Source organism: Saccharopolyspora sp. 7B (assembly GCF_020177435.1).
In the GTDB taxonomy this organism is placed as follows: domain Bacteria; phylum Actinomycetota; class Actinomycetes; order Mycobacteriales; family Pseudonocardiaceae; genus Saccharopolyspora_C; species Saccharopolyspora_C gregorii.
In genome coordinates this window covers 1-19,617 of record NZ_JAIUKC010000034.1, presented here as the reverse complement: position 1 = coordinate 19,617, position 19,617 = coordinate 1, and the positions used below count along the sequence as shown (strand labels likewise).

Annotated in this window: 20 protein-coding genes; 4 read left to right on the top strand and 16 right to left on the bottom strand. The window is 72.0% G+C overall.

Annotated features, from left to right (window positions below; translation table 11 throughout):
* Positions 1-175 precede the first annotated feature (175 nt).
* The 8 genes from yajC to pdxS all read right to left on the bottom strand — a co-directional run bounded on the left by yajC (position 176) and on the right by pdxS (position 6,352).
* Positions 176-592 carry a preprotein translocase subunit YajC gene (yajC, locus tag LCD33_RS07060; protein ID WP_224956190.1) on the bottom strand — a complete coding sequence of 139 codons (417 nt, stop codon included), beginning with the start codon at positions 590-592 and terminating at the stop codon, positions 176-178.
* 243 nt (positions 593-835) lie between these two features.
* The gene (gene ruvB, locus LCD33_RS07055; protein WP_224956191.1) at positions 836-1,945 is read right to left on the bottom strand and encodes a Holliday junction branch migration DNA helicase RuvB; all 1,110 of its coding nucleotides are present in this window, start codon (positions 1,943-1,945) and stop codon (positions 836-838) included.
* Positions 1,942-2,544, bottom strand: a complete 603-nt coding sequence (gene ruvA / locus LCD33_RS07050; RefSeq protein ID WP_224956192.1) for a Holliday junction branch migration protein RuvA — start codon at positions 2,542-2,544, stop codon at positions 1,942-1,944. Before ruvA ends, ruvB begins: the two co-directional genes overlap by 4 nt.
* Positions 2,541-3,128, bottom strand: coding sequence for a crossover junction endodeoxyribonuclease RuvC (gene ruvC, locus LCD33_RS07045; RefSeq protein ID WP_224956193.1), 588 nt, complete (start codon positions 3,126-3,128; stop codon positions 2,541-2,543). The genes ruvA and ruvC overlap by 4 nt, the downstream gene beginning before the upstream one ends.
* Positions 3,129-3,260: 132 nt before the next feature.
* Complete coding sequence (locus tag LCD33_RS07040) at positions 3,261-3,767, bottom strand: DUF4262 domain-containing protein (protein ID WP_224956194.1); 507 nt, start codon at positions 3,765-3,767, stop codon at positions 3,261-3,263.
* 86 nt (positions 3,768-3,853) lie between these two features.
* Positions 3,854-4,606, bottom strand: coding sequence for a YebC/PmpR family DNA-binding transcriptional regulator (locus tag LCD33_RS07035; protein WP_224956195.1), 753 nt, complete (start codon positions 4,604-4,606; stop codon positions 3,854-3,856).
* Positions 4,607-4,652: 46 nt separating this feature from the next.
* Positions 4,653-5,282, bottom strand: a complete 630-nt coding sequence (pdxT, locus tag LCD33_RS07030; RefSeq protein WP_224956196.1) for a pyridoxal 5'-phosphate synthase glutaminase subunit PdxT — start codon at positions 5,280-5,282, stop codon at positions 4,653-4,655.
* Positions 5,283-5,446: 164 nt separating this feature from the next.
* Complete coding sequence (gene pdxS / locus LCD33_RS07025; RefSeq protein WP_224956197.1) at positions 5,447-6,352, bottom strand: pyridoxal 5'-phosphate synthase lyase subunit PdxS; 906 nt, start codon at positions 6,350-6,352, stop codon at positions 5,447-5,449.
* A gap of 200 nt (positions 6,353-6,552) precedes the next feature.
* On the opposite strand from pdxS, the gene LCD33_RS07020 reads away from it, so the two are divergent.
* The gene (locus LCD33_RS07020) at positions 6,553-8,622 is read left to right on the top strand and encodes an elongation factor G-like protein EF-G2 (protein ID WP_224956198.1); all 2,070 of its coding nucleotides are present in this window, start codon (positions 6,553-6,555) and stop codon (positions 8,620-8,622) included.
* 64 nt (positions 8,623-8,686) lie between these two features.
* Here the strand turns inward: LCD33_RS07020 and LCD33_RS07015 are convergent, their stop codons facing one another.
* The 5 genes from LCD33_RS07015 to pgsA form a co-directional block, all read right to left on the bottom strand.
* Complete coding sequence (locus LCD33_RS07015) at positions 8,687-9,097, bottom strand: hypothetical protein (protein ID WP_224956199.1); 411 nt, start codon at positions 9,095-9,097, stop codon at positions 8,687-8,689.
* An 86-nt stretch (positions 9,098-9,183) separates the two neighbouring features.
* Positions 9,184-9,540, bottom strand: a complete 357-nt coding sequence (locus LCD33_RS07010) for a DUF397 domain-containing protein (RefSeq protein ID WP_224956200.1) — start codon at positions 9,538-9,540, stop codon at positions 9,184-9,186.
* The gene (locus LCD33_RS07005) at positions 9,537-9,893 is read right to left on the bottom strand and encodes a DUF5753 domain-containing protein (RefSeq protein ID WP_224956201.1); all 357 of its coding nucleotides are present in this window, start codon (positions 9,891-9,893) and stop codon (positions 9,537-9,539) included. Before LCD33_RS07005 ends, LCD33_RS07010 begins: the two co-directional genes overlap by 4 nt.
* A complete protein-coding gene (locus tag LCD33_RS07000; RefSeq protein WP_224956202.1) occupies positions 9,863-10,018 on the bottom strand; it encodes a hypothetical protein in 156 nt (51 codons plus the stop codon). The genes LCD33_RS07005 and LCD33_RS07000 overlap by 31 nt, the downstream gene beginning before the upstream one ends.
* Before the next feature lie 124 nt (positions 10,019-10,142).
* Positions 10,143-10,760, bottom strand: coding sequence for a phosphatidylinositol phosphate synthase (pgsA, locus tag LCD33_RS06995; RefSeq protein WP_224956203.1), 618 nt, complete (start codon positions 10,758-10,760; stop codon positions 10,143-10,145).
* Between the two features lie 212 nt (positions 10,761-10,972).
* Here pgsA and LCD33_RS06990 point away from each other — a divergent pair, with 212 nt between their 5' ends.
* Positions 10,973-11,515: a YceI family protein gene (locus tag LCD33_RS06990; protein WP_224956204.1), complete on the top strand. Its 543-nt coding sequence runs from the start codon at positions 10,973-10,975 to the stop codon at positions 11,513-11,515.
* Between the two features lie 272 nt (positions 11,516-11,787).
* Positions 11,788-12,513 carry a PASTA domain-containing protein gene (locus LCD33_RS06985; RefSeq protein ID WP_224967941.1) on the top strand — a complete coding sequence of 242 codons (726 nt, stop codon included), beginning with the start codon at positions 11,788-11,790 and terminating at the stop codon, positions 12,511-12,513.
* A gap of 54 nt (positions 12,514-12,567) precedes the next feature.
* Here the strand turns inward: LCD33_RS06985 and LCD33_RS06980 are convergent, their stop codons facing one another.
* The 3 genes from LCD33_RS06980 to LCD33_RS06970 form a co-directional block, all read right to left on the bottom strand.
* Positions 12,568-13,041, bottom strand: coding sequence for an HIT domain-containing protein (locus tag LCD33_RS06980; RefSeq protein WP_224977636.1), 474 nt, complete (start codon positions 13,039-13,041; stop codon positions 12,568-12,570).
* An 86-nt stretch (positions 13,042-13,127) separates the two neighbouring features.
* Positions 13,128-15,170: a threonine--tRNA ligase gene (gene thrS / locus LCD33_RS06975; protein ID WP_224977635.1), complete on the bottom strand. Its 2,043-nt coding sequence runs from the start codon at positions 15,168-15,170 to the stop codon at positions 13,128-13,130.
* Positions 15,171-15,334: 164 nt separating this feature from the next.
* The gene (locus tag LCD33_RS06970; RefSeq protein ID WP_224967344.1) at positions 15,335-17,473 is read right to left on the bottom strand and encodes a bifunctional diguanylate cyclase/phosphodiesterase; all 2,139 of its coding nucleotides are present in this window, start codon (positions 17,471-17,473) and stop codon (positions 15,335-15,337) included.
* Positions 17,474-18,107: 634 nt separating this feature from the next.
* Here LCD33_RS06970 and LCD33_RS06965 point away from each other — a divergent pair.
* Positions 18,108-19,460 carry an FAD-dependent oxidoreductase gene (locus tag LCD33_RS06965; RefSeq protein WP_224956207.1) on the top strand — a complete coding sequence of 451 codons (1,353 nt, stop codon included), beginning with the start codon at positions 18,108-18,110 and terminating at the stop codon, positions 19,458-19,460.
* Positions 19,461-19,617 lie beyond the last annotated feature (157 nt).

Below are 19,617 nucleotides of genomic sequence, written 5' to 3'. Positions count from 1 at the left end.
TATAACACCTCCCCGCGGTTACCCCCCATAGTGTGCGGTGTGGTGGCCTGTGAGTTTTTAAAACCACCCCGCCGCGTGGCGGGGGCGCCCAGCCCACGGCGCCGCCGGACGGCCCGCGGTCGGGCCGGTCCGGGAACGCGGCGGCCGGCCGGTGCGGTCACCGGCCGTACCGGATTCAGCTGGTCTTCTGCTTCTCGATCGGCTCGGCGATCTGCGCGGAGGACTCGGAGGTCGCCTCGGTGGCGTCCTTCTGCTCGCCCTCGGCTTCCTTCGCCTCGGCCGCCGGGGCGGCCTCGTCCTGCTCGGTCGCGGGGGCCTCGGCGGCCTCCTCGGTGGTGACCTTCTCGCGGACGGCGGCACGCACCCAGGTGGTGACGACGCCCGGCGCGATCTCCAGGTCGATGCTGTCGTCCGCGCTGGACACCACGGTGCCGAACAGCCCGGAGGTCGTCATCACCCGGTCACCCGCGGTCAGCGAGTTCTGCAGCTTCTGCTGCTCCTGCACGGCCCGCTTCTGCTTGCGCGCCTGCAAGAACATCGGCACGGCCAGCAGCACGATCAGCAGCGGCAGAAACAAGGATTCGAAAGACATCATGCTCCGTTTCGGCGGACGCCGTGGGATTCGCCCGACCACCAGCCGGGGCGCCCGAATTGTTCGGATGTAGCGCTTCCAGTGTGCCAGCCGTGTCGATGGGCGCGCCGCCGCCCACTGGCCACGCGGGCCGAACCGGGCTCCGGCGGCGGCCATCGGGGCCGTCGACGCCGCGCAGCCTATCGCCCGCGGGGTGGCCGGTCTCACAGCCCACCTGCCGCCGGAACCGCCCCGCGGCGGCCGCTACTCGAACAGCACGGCCTGCGATTCGCCCGGCGCGTGCGGCGGCGGGGTCAGGCCCACGTGCTGCCAGGCGGCGACGGTCGCGACCCGGCCGCGCGAGGTGCGGGCGAGCATCCCCGCGCGCACCAGGTACGGCTCGCAGACCTCCTCGACCGTGCTCGGCTCCTCCCCCACCGCGACCGCGATGGTGGTGATCCCGACCGGACCGCCGTGGAAGGAGCGCACCAGCGCCGAGAGCACCGCGCGGTCCAGCCGGTCCAGGCCGAACTCGTCCACGTCGTAGACCTCCAGCGCGGACCGCGCCACCTCCAGCGTGACCGCGCCGTCGGCGCGCACCTCCGCGTAGTCGCGGACCCGGCGCAGCAGCCGGTTCGCGATGCGGGGCGTCCCCCGGGAGCGGCGGGCGATCTCGACGGCACCGTCCGGGCGCAGGTCGACGCCGAGGATCCCGGCGGAGCGGCGCACCACCAGCTCCAGCTCGGCGGGCGAGTAGAACTCCATGTGCGCGGTGAACCCGAACCGGTCCCGCAGCGGGCCGGTCAGCGTCCCGGACCGGGTGGTGGCGCCGACCAGCGTGAACGGCGCGATCTCCAGCGGGATGCTGGTGGCGCCCGGGCCCTTGCCGACCACGACGTCGACCCGGTAGTCCTCCATCGCCAGGTACAGCATCTCCTCGGCGGGGCGGGCGATGCGGTGGATCTCGTCGATGAACAGCACGTCGCCCTCGGCGAGGTTCGACAGCATCGCCGCCAGGTCGCCGGGCCGTTCCAGCGCGGGCCCCGAGGTCACCCGGATCGCGGAGCCCAGCTCCGCCGCCATGATCATCGCGAGGCTGGTCTTGCCGAGCCCGGGCGGGCCGGAGAACAGCACGTGGTCGGGCTGCTCGCGGCGGTTGAGCGCGCCGTGCAGCACCAGTTGCAGCTGCTCGCGCACGCGGGGCTGGCCGACGAACTCGCTGAGCCTGCGCGGGCGCAGCGTGCTCTCCACGTCCTGCTCGGCCGGTTCCTGCTGCGGGTCCAGCGGCGCCTCGCCGGGCAGCGCCTGCCGGGCCGGGAGCTGGCCGGGCAGGAGTCCCGCGTGCGGGTCCTCGTCCTCGTGCGGAGCGCTCATCGCGGGCCCAGCGCGGCCAGCGCCTTGCGCAGCACGGCGGAGGTGTCGGCGGGCGCGCCGTCGGCGGCGAGCACGGCTTCCACGCTCTGCTCGGCCTGCTTCGCGGAGAACCCGAGGCCCACCAGCGCTTCGGCGACCTCGGTGCGGACCCGGCCGCGGTCCGGGGCGCCGGGCAGCTCGCCGGAGCCGTTCCCGGCGAGGGTGCCGACCTTGTCCCGCAGCTCCAGGATCAGCCGCTCGGCGCTCTTCTTCCCGATGCCGGGCACCTGGGTGAGCGTGGTGAGGTTGCCGTCCGCGAGCGCGTGGCACAGCTGGTCCGGCGAGAGCACCGCCAGCGTCGCCAGCGCCAGCCGCGGCCCCACCCCGGACGCGGTCTGCAGCAGCACGAACAGGTCGCGCGCCTCCGGGTCGGCGAAGCCGTACAGGGTCAGCGAGTCCTCCCGCACGACGAGCGTCGTCGCCAGCAGCGCCTCCTCGCCGCGGCGCAGCCCCGCGAGCGTGGCGGGCGTGGCGTGCACGGCGTGCCCGAGGCCGCCCACGTCGATCACGGCGTGGTCCAGCCCGATCGAGAGCACCGGCCCGCGTACCGAAGCGATCATCCTGTGAGGTCTCCTCTGCCTGCCGGGGGACGCCGCGCGTCCCGCAGCCGTTGCCGGTGCGCCTTGGCCAGTTCCGCGGCCTTCGCCTCCGCCGCGGCCAGCCGCGAGCTCATCGGCGCCCGCCACAGGTGGCAGATGGCGAGGGCGAGCGCGTCGGCGGCGTCGGCGGGCCGGGGTGCTTCGCTGAGCCCGAGGACCTTGGTGACCATGAGCGTGACCTGCCGCTTGTCCGCGCGACCGGAGCCGCTGATCGCGGCCTTGACCTCGCTCGGCGTGTGGAACGCGACCGGCAGCCCGCGGCGGGCGGCGGCCAGCGCCACCACCCCGGAGGCCTGCGCGGTGCCCATCACCGAGCGCACGTTGTGCTGGCTGAACACCCGCTCGATGGCCACCACCTCGGGCTGGTGCGCGTCCATCCACTGCTCGACGGCGTCGGCGACCGCCTTGAGCCGCATGGGCAACTCGTCACCGGGCGGGGTGCGCACGACGCCGACGGCGACGCAGGAGATGTGCCGGTTCCGGCCGCCGTCCACCACGCCGATCCCGCAGCGGGTCAGCCCGGGGTCGACTCCCAGCACGCGCACGACTTCCTCCTCGGCCTTCAGCTCACCCGGGAACACCCGTTCGACACTCTAGCGCCCGCGCGGCCCCGCACCCGCGCACGACACACCCGATGATCACCCGTCCGCGCGCCGCGCGCCGCACCGCCCCCGCGGTCACGGGCCGTCGACGCCGGGCGTCCACCGCTCCGGGGCGCCGCTCTCGGTCAGCACCGGCTGGTACTCGGCGAAGCCGCCGGGCGCGTCCGGTTGCCACGGGAAGGTGCCGTCCGGCGCGGCGACGATCAGCTGCACCGCCGGGAAGTCCGCTCCCTTGTAGACGGCGAACGCGCTGCCCAGGTACTCCGGGTAGTGCCGCTTCGCGATCCGCTCGAAGGTGACCGGGCAGCCCTCCAGGAAGCCCGCGTACAGCTGCCCGGGGCTGAACCGCTCGCCGCCGGAGACCCGCGCGACGTAGGTGTCCACCACCGCCTGCGCCACGTCCCGGGGCAGGCCGATCACCACGACCTCGGGTTTGCCGAAGCGTCGCCACGCCCCGACGGAGAACGCGTGGGCGGCACCGCTGTCGTCCGCCGCCACGTGCACCACGGCGGCGCCGTGCCGCTCCGCGGTGTCCACCAACCACTGCCGCAGCTGCTCTTCCGTCTCCGCCACGGGCGCCATTCTGCCGATTCTCATCCGATCGGGGGAGCCCCGGGGACCGGTGGCGCGGGCCGCGCCGCCGGGTGCCGGCGCGTCCCGCGCGCCGATCAGGCGTCCAGCTCCGCCATGACCTCGTCGGAGGCGTCGAAGTTGGCGTAGACGTTCTGCACGTCGTCGCAGTCCTCCAGCGCGTCGATCAGCTTGAAGACCTTGCGCGCGCCCTCCGCGTCCAGCGGGACGTTCACCGAGGCCAGGAAGCTCAGCTCCGAGGAGTCGTACTCGATCTCGGCCGCCTGCACCGCCTTGCGGACCTCGACCAGGTCGGTCGGCTCGCACAGCACCTCGAAGCTCTCGCCGAGGTCGTTGACCTCTTCGGCGCCCGCCTCCAGCACCGCGCCGAGCACGTCGTCCTCGGTGAGCCCGTTCTTCGGCACGATCAGCACGCCGCGCCGGGAGAACATGTACGACACCGAGCCCGCGTCGGCCATCGAACCGCCGTTGCGGGTCATCGCGGTGCGGACCTCGCCCGCGGCGCGGTTCTTGTTGTCGGTGAGGCACTCGACCAGCACCGCGACGCCGTTCGGGCCGTAGCCCTCGTACATCAGGGTCTGCCAGTCGGCGCCGCCGGCCTCTTCGCCGCCACCGCGCTTGCGGGCGCGCTCGATGTTGTCGACCGGCACCGAGTTCTTGCGCGCCTTCTGCATGGCGTCGTAGAGGGTCGGGTTGCCGTCCGGGTCTCCCCCGCCGGTCCGCGCCGCGACCTCCACGTTCTTGATGAGCTTCGCGAAGAGCTTGCCGCGCTTGGCGTCGACGGCGGCCTTCTTGTGCTTGGTGGTGGCCCACTTGGAGTGGCCGCTCATCTTTCCTCCGTCTTTCCACGCCGTCGCAGGCGAGACCCCGGGGCCTTCAGCCTGCGCGAACGGTCTGCACGAAATGCCGGTGCACGCGCTCGTCGCCGTGGACCAGTTCCGGGTGGAAGCTGGTGGCGAGCACGCGCCCCTGCTGAACCGCGACGATCCTACCGGCGGCGGCCGGGTCGCCTGATGCGCGCGGGGTGACCTCGGCCAGCACCCGCACCTGCGGGCCGATGCGCTCCACCCAAGGGGCGCGGATGAACACCGCGTGCACCGGGCCGTCGACCCCGGCGAAGTCGAGGTCGGCCTCGAACGAATCGACCTGCCTGCCGAACGCGTTGCGCCGCACGGTCATGTCGAGCGCGCCGAGCGGCGTGATGCCCGCTTCGGCACCGCCCAGCACCTCACCGGCCAGCAGCACCATGCCCGCGCAGGAACCGTAGGCGGGCAGGCCGTCGGCGATCCGCTGCCGCAGCGGTTCGAACAGCTCGAAGGAGTGCAACAACCGGCTCGTGGTCGTCGATTCCCCGCCGGGCAGCACGATGCCGTGCAGGTCCGCGAGTTCCTCGGGCCTGCGCACGGGTTTGGCGACCGCGCCGCTGCGGTCGAGGGCGCCGAGGTGTTCGGCGACGCCGCCCTGCAGGGCGAGCACGCCGATGACGGGAGCCGCCGCACCATCCATCACGAGTTCTCCGTTCCTGAGTTCGGCGGGGCCGCTCGACCGGCCCCGACCCGATGGGCCGCCCACCTGCGCTCCGGCGAGGTGCCCGCCTCCCCGACGGCGCGAGCGGCCCACTCGACCGCGCTGCCCGGTCGAATGGGCCGTTCACCTGGTCCGGGGCCGCGTCACCAGCCGCGCTGGGCGTAGCGCTGGTCCGCCGGGAGGGAGTCGACGTTGAGGCCGACCATCGCCTCGCCGAGCCCGCGGGACACCTTCGCGATCACGTCCGGGTCGTCGTAGAAGGTCGTCGCCTTCACGATCGCCTCGGCGCGCTTGGCCGGGTCGCCGGACTTGAAGATGCCGGAGCCGACGAAGACGCCTTCGGCGCCGAGCTGGCGCATCATCGCCGCGTCCGCCGGGGTGGCGAGCCCGCCCGCGGTGAACAGCACGACCGGGAGCTTCCTGGCGGCGGCGACCTCCTTGACCAGGGCGACCGGGGCGCGCAGCTCCTTCGCCGCCGCGTACAGCTCCTCTCCGTCGAGCTGTCCGAGCCTGCGGATCTCGGCGCGGATGGAGCGCATGTGCCGGGTGGCCTCGACGACGTTGCCGGTGCCGGCCTCGCCCTTGGACCGGATCATGGCGGCGCCCTCGGCGATGCGGCGCAGGGCCTCGCCGAGGTTGGTGGCGCCGCAGACGAACGGGACGGTGAAGTTCCACTTGTCGATGTGCAGCGCCTCGTCGGCGGGGGTGAGCACCTCGGACTCGTCGATGTAGTCGACGCCGAGGGACTGCAGCACCTGGGCTTCGACGAAGTGGCCGATGCGGGCCTTGGCCATCACGGGGATGGAGACGGCCTCGACGATGCCCTCGATCATGTCCGGGTCGGACATGCGGGCGACGCCGCCCTGGGCGCGGATGTCGGCCGGGACCCGCTCCAGGGCCATCACGGCGACGGCCCCGGCGGCTTCGGCGATCTTCGCCTGCTCCGGGGTCACCACGTCCATGATCACCCCGCCTTTGAGCATCTCCGCCATGCCGCGCTTCACTCCGTCGGTGCCGGTGGCCTGGGCGGTGGCTGCGGTGTCGGTCACGGTCTGCCTTCCCTCGGGGGTCCGGCGCGGCGGCGTGCCGCGCTCTCCCCTCCGACGCTAGGCCGCAACTGGACCACTTCCACGGTCCACTTACCCCTGTTCTCAGTAGTCCACTTCGCGATCGGCGCCGGTGAACGGCATTGCACGCGACGTCACCCGGGTGTGTGATCGGGGACACAACGACGTCCGAGGGGGCAGCGATGGGCAGCAAGCAGAACGTTCCGGGGGTGCAGGCGGCGCCCGCCCCCACCGATCCGAGCGGGATCCGCAACGTGGTCCTGGCGGGGCCGTCCGCGGCGGGCAAGACGACGCTGGTGGAGGCGCTGCTGGCGACGACCGGCACCATCCCGCGCTCCGGTTCGGTGGTGGACGGGACCACCGTGTGCGACCACGACAGCGCGGCCGTCGAGCAGCAGCGCTCGGTGGCCCTGTCGGTGGCGCCGCTGGACCACGACGGGCACAAGATCAACCTGATCGACACCCCCGGCTACGCCGATTTCGTCGGGGAGCTGCGCGCGGGCCTGCGGGCGGCGGACGCGGCCCTGTTCGTGGTGTCCGCCGAAGAGGGCGTGGACGCGGCGACCCGCGCCATCTGGCAGGAGTGCGCCCGGGTGCGGATGCCGCGCGCGGTGGTGCTGTCCCGGCTGGACCAGCACCGGGCCGATCCGGCCGCCGCACTGGAGTCCTGCCGGGAAGCGTTCGGGGCCGGGGTGCTGCCGCTGCACCTGCCGCTGCGCGGGCCCGACGGCGGCACCACCGGCCTGGTCGGGGTGCTCACCGGCACCGTCTCGGGCACCGGCGCGGCGCGGGACTGCGAGCGGGAACGGGCCGAACTGATCGAGGCGATCATCGCCGAGAGCGAGGACGAGTCGCTGATGGACCGCTACGTCGCGGGCGAGCGCATCGAGGAGCCGGTGCTGATCCGCGACCTGGAGACGGCGGTCGCGCGCGGCGGCCTGCACCCGGTGCTGCCGGTGTGCGCGGCCACCGAGCTGGGCCTGCCCGAGCTGCTGGACGGCGTGGTGCGCGGTTTCCCGTCCCCGCTGGAGCATCCCCCGGTGCAGGTCACCGACCCGCACGGCGGGAACCCGCGGGAGCTGCCCGCCGATCCGGCGGGCCCGCTGGTCGCGGAGGTCGTGCACACCTCGGTGGACTCCTATGTCGGACGGGTGTCACTGGCCAGGGTGTTCTCCGGGACGGTGCTGCCGGAGCGGGCGGTGCACGTGTCCGGGCACGGCATGGCCGAGCGCGGGCACCCGGACCACGACGAGGACGAGCGGGTCGCGCACCTGTACTCCCCGCTCGGCTCGGGGCTGCGCGAGGTCCCGCGCTGCGTGGCCGGCGACCTGTGCGCGCTGACGAAGCTCGGTTCGGCCGAGACCGGCGACACCCTGTCCGACCCGGGGAGCCCGCTGCTGCTGTCGCCGTGGCCGATGCCCGATCCGCTGCTGCCGGTCGCGGTCGTCGCGCGCACCCGCAGCGACGAGGACGCGTTGGCGCGGAACCTGAACCGGCTGGTCGCCGCCGATCCGAGCCTGCGGTTGCAGCGGGACGGCGAGACCCACCAGCTGGTGCTGTGGTGCACCGGCGAGGCGCACGCCGACGTCGTGCTGCAACGCCTCCGCGACGGCGGCGCGGAGATCGACACCGAGCCGCTGCGGGTACCGCTGCGCCAGACGTTCCGGCAGGCCGCGAAGGGTCACGGCAGCCACAAGAAGCAGTCCGGCGGGCACGGCCAGTTCGCGGTGTGCGACATCGAGGTGGAGCCCGCACCGCGCGGTTCCGGCATCGAGTTCGCCGACCGGGTGGTGGGCGGCGCGATCCCGAAGCAGTTCATCGCCAGCGTCGAGAAGGGCATCCGGGCGCAGGTGGAGCGCGGCCTGGAGGACGGCCTGCCGCTGGTGGACCTGAAGGTGACGCTGGTGGACGGCAAGGCGCACAGCGTCGACTCCTCGGACGCCGCCTTCCAGACCGCGGGCGCCCTGGCGCTGCGCGGCGCCGCCGAGCAGGCCGGGCTGGTCACGCTGGAACCGGTGGACGCGGTCGCGGTGTCCATCCCGGACGAGCACCTCGGCGTGATCCTCGGCGACCTGTCCAGCCGCCGCGGCAAGGTCGTCGGCACCGAACCGGAGGACACCGGCTGGACGGTGGTGCGCGCGCACGTCCCGGCCAGCGAACTCGCCCGCTATTCGATCAACCTGCGCTCGCTGAGCTCGGGCAGCGCCACCTTCACCCGCCACTTCGAGCGCTACGACCCGATGCCCACCTGACTCCCGGTTTCCCGGAACCGGTGGGACGGGCCGGTGGAGTCCGAGCCGGCTCCGCGGTCCCGGTTCAGCCGGCCGCGGGTTCCGGGTCGAGTTCGCCGTCGTCCTCGACCGGGGCCGGTTCGGTGCGGTCGGCGACCGGCTGGACGTTGAGCTGGGTCTGCGGGTTGCGGACGTAGGCCGCGGCCTGCTCCGGGGTGACGTGGTCGGCGATCAGGCCCCACGGGACCTTGCCGCCGGAGGACGGGTAGCGCATCCACACCGCGTACTCGTCGGCCTCGGTGATCGGGTGCGTGACCGGCGGGACCGGGTCGGCGGCGGACTCGGCTTCGGCCGCGTCGACGTCCCAGGCGGCAGTGTCCCGCAGGACCGCGACGGTCTCCGCCGGAACCGCGGAGGCCAGCGGGAACCAGTCGAACTGTCCGCTCGCCCAGGCCCGGATGCGGACGTCGTAGACCGCGTCGTCCGTCGAAGCCACCACGCCGCACCTCCGCTTGATCGAGCACTCGCGGCGAGCAGCCTAACCAGCGGCACCGACGGTTCCCGCACCCGCGTCGGCGGCCGTCACAGGCCCCGCACGAACGCCGCCCACGTCGAGCGCTCGAACAGCAGCGCCGGGCCGTGCGGGTCCTTCGAGTCCCGAACGCCGACGGCGGACCGAACCGAGGCCACTTCGACGCACTGCCCGCCGCCCTGACCGCTGCGGCTGCTCTTCCGCCACGCGGTCGCGCTCAAGGCGGCGACCTCGACGCAGTCCCCACCGTTCGGGCCGCTATAGCTGCTCTTGGCCCACGCAGCCGACTCCGGCTCGACCGCCCCGACCTCGATGCACTGCCCTCCGTTCGGGCCGCTGTAGCTGCTGCGCCGCCAAGCCGTGCCGCGCAGGCAGGTCGAGCTGGGAACGTGCCGACCGCATCTCATGCAGACCCCTCCGCCAGTTCGATCAGCAAAGCCCTTGAATCGTCCGGCGTCAGAGCGACCTCGCACAAGCATTCGAAGTCGTCCTGGAATCCCGCGACCTCGACCGGGTCCTCCAGGCACAGGCCTCCGCGCTGGCTCTCGACGTAGACGACTCCCGGGTCGTCCGCCCGCGGGAAGCCGAGCCAGCTGAAAGACCCGAGCTGGCCTCGGTGCGGGCCGGAGCTGAACGGCATCACCTGCAGCACCACCTGGGGATGCTCACCGGCCGCCACGAGATGGCGGAGCTGGTCGCGCATCACGCCCGGGCCACCGACCCAACGGTTCAGGACCGTCTGATCGATGATCCGTCCCACCAGCCCTTCTGCTTGGCGACCTCGGCCAGCCGGAGGTACCAGTCGATCCGCTCGGCCGGGACGCCGAGGAACGGGAGCATGATCTCCAGGTCCGGTCCGCCGATCGCGTTCCGCATGCTCTCCATGTGCGCGATCTTGCCTTGGCCGCAGCGGAGCCTGGCCGCGATGTCGCTCGCCCGCAACTGAGCCAGGCCCCACGCGGTCAAGCAGTTCCGCCAAACGGCGGGCTGTTCGTCGCCGGGGAGCTCGCTACGAGGAGCTCGTCCCCGCCTGAGCGGAGCGGGCGGCCGCGCGCAGGCGCTGCACGACGGTGAGCGCGGAGAGCGCTGCGAGCAGCCACACCGCCACGTCCAGCACGTACGGCACGCCGAGCCCGTGCAGCCCGGTGCCGACCAGCACGAGCACGAAGCGCTCGGCCCGTTCGGCGAGACCGCCGTCGGCGCTGAGCCCGTTGGCCTCGGCGCGGGCCTTCACGTACGAGGTGACCTGCGCACCCACCAGGCACAGCAGCAGCCCGACGCCGAGCGGCCGGTCCCCGGCCACGACCAGCGCCCACCACACCAGCGCCCCGAACAGGGCGCCGTCGGCGATGCGGTCGCACCCGGCGTCGAGCACGCCGCCGAACGTGGAGGACCCGCCGCCCGCGCGGGCCATCGCCCCGTCGAGCACGTCGAACAGCAGGAACACGGTGACCACGACGGTGCCGGTGAACAGCTCGCCGCGGGGGAAGAACCACAGCGCGGAGGCGACGCTGGCGACCGTGCCGATGACGGTGACGGCGTTCGGTGTGAGCCCCGCCCGGACCAGCGCTGCGCCGATCGGGTGCGTCCAGCGGGAGATCGAAGCCCGCGCGAAGATGTTGAGCATCGCCTGTTCCGCCAGCCGCCTAGCGCACCGAATCCACGGTGCTCGTTCACCTGGCAGCGTATCCGTAGCCGAGGCGCTGATCGGACGGCAGGCGAGTCGCCACACCGCCGGTGAACCGCATCACACCCGGAATAGTTGAACGTTCAACACCGTTGCCCGGTCCAGCTGCCCGGTGCAGCAACCACCCGCACCACCGTTCAGGAGGACGCCACATGAGCACTGCCACCACGATCCCCGGTTACGTCGTCGGCACCTGGGACATCGACAGCGTGCACTCCGACATCGAGTTCACCCTGCGCCACCTGGGCGTCGGGCGCTCCCGCGGCCGCTTCGACGGCTTCAGCGGCGAGATCGTCACCGCCGAGAACCCGCTGGACTCCTCGGTGACCGCGGACATCGACCCGGCCACGATCAACACCGGCAACGGCGACCGCGACGCGCACGTGCGCAACAGCGACTTCCTCGACGTCGAGAAGTTCCCGAAGGCGGGCTTCCGCTCCACCGGCATCCGCCAGGACGGCAGCGACTACGTCATCGACGGCGAGTTCACCCTGCACGGCGTGACCAAGCCGGTGTCGCTGGCGGCCGAGCTCGGCGGCTTCACCGACAACGGCCAGGGCGGCACCCTGCTCGGCATCTCCGCCTCCACCACGATCAACCGCACCGACTTCGGCGTCGGCCCCGAGGGCGGCGCCATGCTGGGCGAGAAGGTCAAGATCACCCTGGAGATCGAGGCCAACCTCCGCGCCGAGTGATCACTCCCGAAGGCGGCGGAAGGCCGAGGACGCGATGTCCTCGGCCTTCGTCGTGTCCGGGGCCGGTCCTTCCGCCGAGAGGGCCGACACTGGCGATTCTCATCGAGCAAGAACATCGGAGCGTTACGTGAGCAAGGCGAAATTGCCCCGCTAAGACCATTTTCTCCCCGAACGGTAACAACCCTCCGTGATCGATCGACATCGTGTTACGGAGCGCGCACATGGGGTGCGCACGCAGCGCCCGGAGTTCGGGCGGAAATGAGAAAATGGACATGAGCGAGTCGTTCAACACATCGGCCACTCCACCGCAGTCCCCGCAGGGAATGCCACCTGGGACACCGCCGAAGCAGAAGGCCAAGAAATGGCCGTGGATCGTCGGCGGCATCGCGGTTCTGGTCCTGATCGGCGCGATCAGCTCAGGCGGTTCGACGGAACCGACCGCACCCGCAGCGCTGCCGAACAGCCCCGCGCCCGCGACGGCCGTCGTCGACGTCACGCTGCCCGACCTCGCGGGGAAGAACGGCCAGATCGCGCTCGACGAGTTGGCCGCGCTCGGTCTGACCGCCGTGACACCCGCCAGTCAGGACCGCGGCGGGAGCATGGTCGTGCTGCCTGCGAACTGGACCGTCGTCAAGATCGAGCCTGCGCCGGGCACCGTCGTGAAATCCGATTCCACCGTCGTCGTGACCATGACCAAGAACGGCCAGAACGCTGCCACCGACGGGGCTGAGAACGACGCGCAAGAACCGACGAATTCCGGCATCGGCGATGGCACCTACGCGGTCGGCACCGACATCGAACCCGGGACTTACAAGTCCGCCGGTCCGTCCAGTTCCGTCGTTCCCATGTGCTACTGGGCACGCCTGAAGGACACCTCGGGTGAATTCGACTCGATCATCGCGAACAACGTCGGCGAAGGACCCGCCACCGTCACCATCCAGGACGGCGACGGGGCGTTCGAGGTCCGCGGTTGCCAGCCTTTCGAGAAGACCGGCTGAGTTCGTCGTTCCTCGCCTCGCCCGTTCTCTTCGGGCGAGGCGAGGACCACCCGATCAGGCGTGCCAGGCTTCGGCGAGGAGGCGGCGGGTGTCGCCGAGGAGCTGGGGCAGCACCTTCGTGTGGCCGATGACCGGCATGAAGTTCGCGTCCCCGCCCCAGCGCGGCACCACGTGCTGGTGCAGGTGCGCGGCGATGCCCGCGCCCGCCACCGGCCCCTGGTTGAGGCCGATGTTGAACCCGTGCGGCGCCGACACCTGGCGGATCACCCGCATCGCGCGCTTGGTGAACGCCGCGACCGCCGTCGTCTCCTCGTCGGTGAGCTCCGTGTAGTCGGCGACGTGCCGGTACGGCAGCACCATCAGGTGCCCCGGGTTGTACGGGTACAGGTTGAGGATCGCGAAGACCAGCTCGTCGCGGGCCACGATCAGCGTGTCCTCGTCCGGCAGGCCCGACTCCAGCAACCGGCAGAACGGGCAGCCCTCGCTGGCCTCGCCCTCCGGCTTGTTCTCGCCCTGGATGTAGGCCATCCGGTGCGGGGTCCACAGCCGTTGCAGCGCGTCCGGCACGCCGGTGCCGCGCTGCTCCGAGAACTGGACCCCGCTGTCGTCGGAGGTCACGCCGACTCCGCCCCGGCCGCCAGCTCCCGCTGGAAGACCTCCGCGGTCGGCGAGGTGTTCTCGCGGCGCTCCACCCAGCGGCCGATCGCGGCCACCGCCTCCGCCACCGGCACCCCGTTGATCTGGGTGCCGTCGCGGAACCGGAACGACACCGCGCCGGCCTCCACGTCCTTGCCGCCGGCCAGCAGCAGGAACGGCACCTTCTGCGTGGTGTGGTTGCGGATCTTCTTCTGCATCCGGTCGTCGCCGTGGTCGACCTCGGCGCGAATCCCCCCGGCGCGCAACGACTTCACCACGTCGACGAGGTGGTCGGCGTGCTCGTCGGCGATCGGGATGCCCACCACCTGCACCGGGGACAGCCACGCCGGGAACGCGCCCGCGTAGTGCTCGGTGAGCACGCCGAAGAACCGCTCGATCGACCCGAACAGCGCCCGGTGGATCTTGATGGGCCGCTGCTTGGCGCCGTCCTTGCCGGTGTACTCCAGGTCGAACCGCTCCGGCAGGTGGTAGTCCACCTGGATCGTCGACATCTGCCAGCTACGGCCCAGCGCGTCCTTCGCCTGCACCGAGATCTTCGGGCCGTAGAACGCGGCGCCGCCCGGGTCCGGCACCAGCTCCAGGCCGGAGGACTCGGCGGCCTCGCGCAGCGCCTCGGTGGCCACCCGCCAGCTCTCGTCGTCGCCGACGTACTTCTCGTCGTTGCGGGTGGACAGCTCCAGGTAGAAGTCCTCCAGGCCGTAGTCGCGCAGCAGGTCCAGCACGAACGACAGCAGCGACTTCAGCTCGTCCTGCAGCTGCTCCGGCATGCAGTAGATGTGCGCGTCGTCCTGGGTCATGCCGCGCACCCGGGTCAGGCCGTGCACCACGCCGGACTTCTCGTAGCGGTACACCGAGCCGAACTCGAACAGCCGCAGCGGCAGCTCCCGGTAGGAACGCCCGCGGGACCGGAAGATCAGGTTGTGGAACGGGCAGTTCATCGGCTTCAGGTAGTAGTCCTGGCCCGCCTTGCGCAGCACGCCGTTCCCGTCGCGCTCCTCGTCGAGGTGCATCGCCGGGAACATGCCGTCCTTGTACCAGTCGAGGTGCCCGGAGGTCTCGAACAAGGTGCCCTTGGTGATGTGCGGGGTGTTCACGAACTCGTAGTCCGCGGCCTCGTGGCGGCGGCGCGAGTAGTCCTCCAGCTCGCGGCGGATGATGCCGCCCTTCGGGTGGAACACCGGCAGCCCGGAGCCGACCTCCTCCGGGAACGAGAACAGGTCCAGCTCGGCGCCGAGCCTGCGGTGGTCGCGGCGCTCCGCCTCGGCCAGCCACTCCAGGTGCTCGGCCAGCGCCTCCTTCGACTCCCACGCGGTGCCGTAGACGCGCTGCAGCTGCTGGTTGTTCTGGTCGCCGCGCCAGTAGGCGGCGGCCACCCGGGTCAGCTTGAACGCGGGGATGAACTTGGTGTGCGGCACGTGCGGGCCGCGGCACAGGTCGCCCCACACGACCTCGCCGTGGCGGTCGATGTTGTCGTAGACGGTCAGCTCACCGGCGCCGACCTCCATCACCTCGCTGGTGTCGACCTCGTCCGCGCCGGACTTCAGGTCGACCAGCTCCAGCTTGTACGGCTCGTTCGCCAGCTCCTCGCGGGCGGCCTCCACCGAGTCGAGGCGGCGGCGGGAGAACTTCTGCCCGGACTTGATGAGCTGCTTCATGCGCTTCTCCAGCGCCTGCAGGTCCTCCGGGGTGAACGGGCGGTCCACGTCGAAGTCGTAGTAGAAGCCGTCCTTGACGGGCGGGCCGATGCCCAGCTTCGCGTCCGGGAACTGCTGCTGCACGGCCTGCGCCAGCAGGTGCGCGGCCGAGTGGCGGATGACGCTGCGCCCGGCCTCGGTGTCGGCGGCGACCGGTTCGACCTCCACGTCGGACTCCGGCGCCCACGCCAGGTCGCGCAGCTCGCCCTCCTCGTCGCGGACCACGACGATCGCCTGCGGGCCCTGGCCGGGCAGACCGGCTTCGGCGACGGCGGCGGCAGCGGTAGTGCCCGCCGGCACCTTCACCCTGGTGACCTGCTGGGCTTCGGGCGGCTGAACGGACACGATGACTCCTCGTGAAGGGCGGTCGCCGAGGAGGCGACCCGCGGATGAAACCGGCTGGTACTTGCCCCTTCGATGCTATCGGCCGCCCGCCACCCGATTTCCGCCCCTGCCCGGCGCGGACGGGTTCAGCCGAGATCACCTTCCGCGATCATCGCCTCGATCTCCATCGCGGAGGCGAGGCCGCCCGCGCACGGCCCGATCACGCCCTGCACGCCGAGCTTGCGCAACCGGTTCGCCTGCTCGATGGTGCGCACCCCGCTGCCGACGACGGCCAAGCCCAGCAGCTGGGCCGAACCGACCAGGCTGGACACCAGGTGCTCGTCCAGCGGGTCCGCCCCGTCCGGCGCGGCGAACGAGTCCAGGTAGCCGCCGGTGAGCCGCACCGCGCACAGCGGCAGCCCGCGCAGCCGCGCCACCTCGCGGTGGTCGTGACCGAAGTCGTGCACGCCCAGCGTCAGGCCCATCTCGGCGAAGATCTCCAACGCGTCGATCGGATCGCCGTACTGGTCGAACAGCGCCGCCTCCGGCACCCCGATGACCAGCTTGCTGGCCGGCAGCCCGCTGTCGGCGAGGATGCGGCGCATGTCGCCGACCAGCTCCGGGTCCCGCAGCTGCCGCGCCGACAGGTCCACGGCCGCCACCGGCCCCCGGTCGCCGAACCGCTCCTGCCAGTGCACGGCGTGCGCGCACACCTGCTCCAGCATCCAGGTGCCGAGCCGGGTGATCAGGCCGGTCTCCTCCGCCAGCCCGAGGAAGTCCTCCGCGTCGAGCTCGCCGAACTCCGGGTGGTCCCAGCGCAGGTGCGCCCGCACCCCGACCAGCGAGGCGTCGTCCCACCACAGCACCGGCTCGTACTCCACGTACAGCTCGTGCTCGTGCAGCGCGCTGGGCATCGCCGCCGACAGGTGGAAGCGCTCCTTGGCCGCCGCGTTGTGCTCCGGGTCGAACAGCGCCCATTGCGCCCGGCCCTCGTTCTTGGCGCGGTACAGGGTGATGTCGGCGTCCTGCAGCAGCTCGTCCGGCCCGGTGGCGGCGACCGCGGTCTCCACCACGCCGACGCTGGCGGAGGCGGTGAGCAGGTGGCCGCACACCGACACCGGGCGGGTCACCTCCGAGAGCATGTGCTCGACGATCTCCACCAGCCGCGCCGCGCCCTGCGAGTCGGGGACGAGCACCACGAACTCGTCGCCGCCCATCCGCGCCGCCAGCCCCGACTCCAGGGTGGCCAGCGCGTTGAGCCGTTGCGCCATCGCGCGCAGCAGCTCGTCCCCGACCGGGTGCCCGAGGCTGTCGTTGATCGCCTTGAACCCGTCCAGGTCGAAGTAGCACAAGCCGACCCGGCGGCCCGGGTACACCGGTTCCAGCGCCGCGTCCAAGGTGGTCTTGAGCAGGGTTCGGTTCGCCAGCCCGGTCAGCGGGTCGTGGGTGGCCTGCCTGCGGAACTGCTCCTGGAGCATGTGCCGGTGGGTGATGTCCTCGTAGAGCAGCACCTGGTAGTCCGGCGCGCCGTGCGAGTCGCGCACCAGCGAGGCCGAGACCTGCGTCCAGATGTGCGCGCCGTCGGCGCCGCTGAGCCGCGTCTCGGACTGGAACCGGTCCACCTCGCCCACCGAGAGCGATTCGACGTTCTCCACCAGGTCGTCCACCCAGTCCGGGTCGGCGAGGTCGAAGACGCTGCGGCCCACCAGGTCCTGGCAGACCGGTTCGAAGATGCCCTCCATCGGGGAGTTGACCTCCTCGATGATGCCGTCGAGCGTGACGATCGCGATGCCCAGCGCGGAGGAGGTGAACACCGCGCGGAACGAGGCCTCGCTGGCGCGCAGCGCCTCCTCGGCGGCGTCCCTGGCCTGCAGCACGGCGCGCTTGATGACCTCCTGCTCGTCGAGGGTCTGCTCGCGCAGCTGCCCCGCGTAGGCGGCGGCGACGGCGCCCAGCACCGGCACCAGGTCACCGCGCCCGAACCGCGCGGACCGCAGCTCCGGCAGCCCGGAGCCGAGCACCCGCAGCGTGCGGTCCAGCGCGGCGGGACCGGTGAAGTGGATGCGCACCAGCCGCGCGCCGAGCTCGGCGGCGGCCTCCAGCAGCCGGTCCGCGTCGCCCGCGGCGTCCAGCAGCACGTCGAGCCGCTCCAGCAGGAAGTCCTCGATGTCGGCGCGCGCCATCGGTACGTAGCTGGTGCGGATGATCTCGCGGGTCCAGCGGCGGACCAGCGCGGCCCGTTCCGCCCCGGGGCCGTCGCCGGGCCCCTCGGAAGACTCCGTCATGACCCGGCACCGCCGATTCGGCCGCGGATTCCGCCATTTCCGAGGATTTCGGGACGACTGTTCGCGCATGGGCATATTCCCCGGAGGAATGAGGGCGGGATACCACCCCGGGCGCGGCGGGGGCGAGGCCCGCAACGGCCCGCGGGGCGCTCCGCGGGGTGGTGCTCGACGCGGTCGGCGGACCGCCGGGCGACGGCTCCCGGAGCGGGCCGGGACCGACGCCGCGCGGCGCGTTCTTCGAGGTGAACACCATCAGGCAGCCGTTCCGGCCGCTGGTGCATCGTTGCCTCCCGAGTGCCGGTGTCCACGATGGTCGACCCGACTAAAGTCGGTACTCTACAAGATCTTTTGAAGGTACAGGCACCAACGCCGAACGTGATCGTACTGTGACGGTCCGCGCCCGGTCATCCATCGATTTCGGGGACGCCACCCGGTCGAGCGAGAAGCGCTATGAGGCTTCTCACCGTCCGCATTCCGGGATTTCCGGTAAGGGGAACCTAAGCTGGAGGGTGGTCGGATCGCGCCGCGCGCGACGGGCACCCTAGAACGGAACGCCCGGCACCCGCCGCGGCACATCCACGACGGCCCGGGCCCACCCCCGGCGCCACCTTTGAAGTCGAGCAGGAGGACACGCATGACCCGCCCACTGCGAGTTGCGATCGTCGGGGCCGGCCCCGCCGGCGTGTACGCCGCGGACATCCTGACGAAATCCGAGACGCCAGTGGACATCGACCTGCTCGACCGGATGCCCGCCCCCTACGGGCTCATCCGCTACGGCGTCGCTCCCGACCACCCGCGCATCAAGGGCATCGTGAACGCGCTGCGGCGCATCATGGAGAAGCCGGAGATCCGCTTCCTCGGCGGCGTGAACTACGGCGAGGACATCAAGCTCGAACAGCTCCGGCACCACTACGACGCGGTGATCTTCTCCACCGGCGCCGACAAGGACCGGGCGCTGGACATCCCCGGCATCGACCTGGCGCACAGCCACGGCGCCGCCGACTTCGTCTACTGGTACGACGGCTACCCGGAGGCGACCCGCGACTGGACCTTGGACGCCAAGGAGGTCGCGGTCGTCGGTGCGGGCAACGTGGCGCTGGACGTGGCGCGGGTGCTCGCGAAGCAGGCCGACGACCTGCTCAGCACCGAGATCCCGGACAACGTCTACCAGGGCCTGAAGGACTCGCAGGTCACCGACGTGCACCTGTTCGCCCGCCGCGGTCCCGCGCAGGCCAAGTTCACGCCGCTGGAGCTGCGCGAGCTCGACCACCAGCCGGGCGTGGAGCTCATCGTGCACCCGGAGGGCTTCGAGCTCGACGAGGCCAGCGAAGAGGCCATCCGCAGCAACAACCAGGTCAAGACGATCGTCAAGACCTTCCAGGACTGGGCGCTGCGGGACCCGAAGAACGACACCCCGCGCCGGCTGCACTTCCACTTCCTGCGCGCGCCGGTCGAGGTGCAGGGCACCGACCGCGTCGAGGGCCTGCGCACCGAGATCATGGAGCTCACCGGCGACGGGAACGTGCGCGGCACCGGCGAGTTCGAGACGACCCCGGTGCAGGCGATCTACCGCGCCGTCGGCTACCTGAGCTCCCCGGTGCCGGACATCCCGTTCGACCACGGCACCGGCACGGTCCCCAACGACGGCGGTCGCGTGCTCGACCTCGACGGCGAGCACATCACCGGCGTTTACACCACCGGCTGGATCAAGCGCGGGCCCGTCGGCCTCATCGGCCACACCAAGGGCGACGCGCTGGAGACCATCGGCAACCTGCTGGACGACCTGGACTCGATGCCGACCGCCGAGGAGCCGGACCGCGAGAGCGTGCTGCGGCTGCTGGACGACAACGGCGTCCGCTACACCACCTGGGACGGCTGGAACCTGCTCGACGCGCACGAGCAGGCGCTCGGCGAGGCCCAGGGCCGCGAGCGCATCAAGGTCGTCGAACGCGACGACATGATCAACATCTCCCGCTCGGAGAGCTGATCCCACAACCCGAACGGCCCCCCCGGGGGGGGGGGGGCGGGGGCGCGGGGCGGGGGGGCGGGGGGCGGGGCCGGGGGGGGGGGGGGGGCGGGGCGGCGGTGGCGCCCAGCCCCGCGGCGCGCCCCCCCCCCGCCGCGGGAAGCCGCCGGAGTGATGT

Coding starts and splice junctions, on each gene's coding strand:
- LCD33_RS06970 (WP_224967344.1), bottom strand. CDS start 17,473: ATGACGGAGTCTTCCGAGGGGCCCGGCGACGGCCCCGGGGCGGAACGG.
- LCD33_RS07020 (WP_224956198.1), top strand. CDS start 6,553: ATGGGCAGCAAGCAGAACGTTCCGGGGGTGCAGGCGGCGCCCGCCCCC.
- LCD33_RS07000 (WP_224956202.1), bottom strand. CDS start 10,018: ATGGAGAGCATGCGGAACGCGATCGGCGGACCGGACCTGGAGATCATG.
- pdxT (WP_224956196.1), bottom strand. CDS start 5,282: ATGGATGGTGCGGCGGCTCCCGTCATCGGCGTGCTCGCCCTGCAGGGC.
- LCD33_RS06990 (WP_224956204.1), top strand. CDS start 10,973: ATGAGCACTGCCACCACGATCCCCGGTTACGTCGTCGGCACCTGGGAC.
- LCD33_RS06965 (WP_224956207.1), top strand. CDS start 18,108: ATGACCCGCCCACTGCGAGTTGCGATCGTCGGGGCCGGCCCCGCCGGC.
- ruvB (WP_224956191.1), bottom strand. CDS start 1,945: ATGAGCGCTCCGCACGAGGACGAGGACCCGCACGCGGGACTCCTGCCC.
- pgsA (WP_224956203.1), bottom strand. CDS start 10,760: ATGCTCAACATCTTCGCGCGGGCTTCGATCTCCCGCTGGACGCACCCG.
- LCD33_RS07010 (WP_224956200.1), bottom strand. CDS start 9,540: ATGAGATGCGGTCGGCACGTTCCCAGCTCGACCTGCCTGCGCGGCACG.
- LCD33_RS07035 (WP_224956195.1), bottom strand. CDS start 4,606: ATGAGCGGCCACTCCAAGTGGGCCACCACCAAGCACAAGAAGGCCGCC.
- LCD33_RS06980 (WP_224977636.1), bottom strand. CDS start 13,041: ATGGCCTACATCCAGGGCGAGAACAAGCCGGAGGGCGAGGCCAGCGAG.
- LCD33_RS07040 (WP_224956194.1), bottom strand. CDS start 3,767: ATGGCGCCCGTGGCGGAGACGGAAGAGCAGCTGCGGCAGTGGTTGGTG.
- ruvA (WP_224956192.1), bottom strand. CDS start 2,544: ATGATCGCTTCGGTACGCGGGCCGGTGCTCTCGATCGGGCTGGACCAC.
- yajC (WP_224956190.1), bottom strand. CDS start 592: ATGTCTTTCGAATCCTTGTTTCTGCCGCTGCTGATCGTGCTGCTGGCC.
- LCD33_RS06985 (WP_224967941.1), top strand. CDS start 11,788: ATGAGCGAGTCGTTCAACACATCGGCCACTCCACCGCAGTCCCCGCAG.